General features: G+C 63.3%; 3 protein-coding genes. 1 reads left to right on the forward strand and 2 read right to left on the reverse strand.

Annotated elements, in window-relative coordinates:
* Positions 1–536 (reverse strand): metallophosphoesterase (locus tag EN964_RS31605; RefSeq protein ID WP_245490707.1); only part of this gene is annotated, 536 nt, incomplete at its 3' end.
* A gap of 146 nt (positions 537–682) precedes the next feature.
* A complete protein-coding gene (locus tag EN964_RS31610) occupies positions 683–1,948 on the reverse strand; it encodes an NAD(P)/FAD-dependent oxidoreductase (RefSeq protein WP_127269074.1) in 1,266 nt (421 codons plus the stop codon).
* Between the two features lie 163 nt (positions 1,949–2,111).
* On the opposite strand from EN964_RS31610, the gene EN964_RS31615 reads away from it, so the two are divergent.
* Positions 2,112–2,545, forward strand: a 434-nt coding sequence (locus EN964_RS31615) for a 5-formyltetrahydrofolate cyclo-ligase (RefSeq protein WP_127277216.1), incomplete at its 3' end; no start/stop codon positions are given.

Raw genomic sequence — 2,545 nt, forward strand, 5'->3', positions numbered from 1 at the left:
ACATAGGGCTTGAGATAGAGCTTGTCGTCGCGCGGGTTCGCGGCAAGCTCGGTGCCGCGGATCAAATTGGCGCAGACGAAGGGAAAATTGGCGCCGGCCAGCACCTTATCCAGGAACGACAGGCCGTAGTTGAACTCGTGGTTGCCCAGCGTGGAGCACTCGTAGCCAAGCAGGTTCATGCCTTTCATGATCGGATGCAGGTCGCCGTCCTTCAGCCCCTTCTCATAGGCGATGTAGTCGCCCATCGGATTGCCCTGCAGCAGGTCGCCATTGTCGATCAGCATCGAATTCACGGCTTCCTTGCGCACAGCATCGATGAGAGACGCCGTGCGCGACAGGCCCAGCGTGTCGTTCGTTTTGTCGGCGTAGTAATCGTAAGGCAGCACGTTCACATGGATGTCGGTGGTCTCCATGATCCGGAGATGGGCCTGGTTGCCTTGAGCGCGGGCGGAGAACGGATGCAGCATAATCAGTGCCCCTGCGGCGGCGCCCGCAAGGAGATCGCGGCGGGATATGGGATGGAGCAGTTGCGACATGTTTTCTCCTTCGACAACTGACAAGCCCTGCCCCGAAGCGAACTTCGCTCTGAAACCTGCTTAAGTCCATTCAACAAGTCGCGCGCATGAAGCCGCCACTCGATCAGCAACGGATGACGTGCGGATGAACGATCGGGGCGAGGAAATCAGCCCTTGTCGTCGTCGCCTTGGGTGATCAGCCGCGCGCTGCGCTGGCCTGTCGCGTAGATCCATAGCCAGCTCAGCGAAACCGCAAGCCGGTTGCGAAAACCGATCAGGAAATAGATGTGCGCCACTCCCCACAGCCACCAGGCCGCCCAGCCGGTCAGCTTGAGCCAGCCGAAATCGATCACCGCGGCGCGCTTGCCGATCGTGGCGAGATCGCCGGCATGCCTGTAGTGGAAAGGACGCGCGGTCGTGTCGCCGCCGAGCCTGGCCTTGATGGTGGCCGCAACATGTCGGCCCTCCTGCTTGGCGGAAGGCGCGACGCCGGGCACCGGCCGGCCATCGGGCCGCAGCACAAGGGCGGCGTCGCCGATGACGAAAATCTCCGGGCTGCCAGATACAGTCATATCGGGCTCGACCAGCACCCTGCCCGCGCGGTCCGCCTTCGCTCCCAGCCATTCAGCGGCCGGCGAAGCGGCAACGCCGGCTGCCCACAGGATCGTTCGGGCTGCCAGTTGCTTATCGCCAAATACAACACCTTCGGCGTCGCAGCTCGTGACGGCCCGGCCGAGCTCGACAGTCACACCGAGCCGCTCGAGCGCTTTGCTGGCATAGTCGGAAAGTTTCGGTGCGAAATTGGCCAGGATGCGGTCGCCGGCCTCGATCAGCACCACACGCGTCTGCCGCGTGTCGATGTTGCGGAATTCGCCGCGCAGCGTGTCATGCGCCAGCTCGATGATGGTGCCGGCAAGCTCGACGCCGGTCGGCCCGCCGCCGACGATCGCAATGGTCAGCAACGCCCGGCGTTTGGCGGGATCGGTCTCCCGCTCGGCCTGCTCGAAGGCCAGGAGAATTCGCCTCCGAATGCTGGTGGCGTCCTCCAGCGTCTTCAGGCCCGGGGCGAAAGGCTCCCATTCGTCGTGGCCGAAATAGGCGTGGCGGGCACCGGTGGCGAGCACCAGCGTGTCGTAGGCGACCGCGCTGCCGTCATCGAGCAGCACGCGCTTGCCGGCGCGGTCGACACCGGTGACATTGGCGAGCAGGGTCGTCACATCCTTGCGCTTGCGCAGGAGGTGGCGGATCGGCCAGGCAACCTCGGAGGTGGCCAGCGCCGTCGTCGCCACCTGATAGAGCAGCGGCTGGAAGAGGTGATGGTTGCGCTTGTCGATCATGGTGATACGCACCGGAGCGCCAGCAAGTGCACGGGTGAACTCGAGACCGCCGAAACCCGCGCCGACAACGACGACATGATGCCTGGCTTCATTCATTTCGTTCACCCCGATGGCAAGATTGGCTGTCCTGGATGTAGGTATTTTTGTGCAATGCAACAACAGATGGACGGTGCCCGAGACTCGTCGTTCCATGTCGTGAATGCACATGTTGTATCGTATCGCGAGGTATAGCGTCATCGAACACGCGATGAGGTGAGGCATGGCCAACGATCGTGACGACGATGCTCCGGCGCAGTATTCTTCCCCGCCCTGTTTCATGCACGAGCTCGATCCGGAATTCCGTGCGCCTTCGAGCGACTGGATCGATGTGAGACGCTGGCGCAAGGCCGAACGCGAACGGCTGATCGCTGCGCGTCTCGCCGTTTCGGCCGACGCGCGAGCGGTAATGTCGCAACGCATCGCCGATGGCCTCGACGCGATCATCGGCGAGATCGCCGGGCGCATGGTCAGTCTCTACTGGCCGTTTCGCGGCGAGCCGGATTTGCGGCCTTGGATGGCGTCCATAAACGAACGCGGCGGCCGCACCGCCCTGCCCATCGTCATCGACAAGGGGCACCCGCTGATCTTCCGCGCCTACAAAGCGGGCGACCGGCTGGAGAAAGGTGTCTGGAACATCCCGATCCCGGCCGAGGG

It is taken from the genome of Mesorhizobium sp. M7A.F.Ca.CA.001.10.2.1, from assembly GCF_003998575.1.
Lineage (GTDB): Bacteria > Pseudomonadota > Alphaproteobacteria > Rhizobiales > Rhizobiaceae > Mesorhizobium.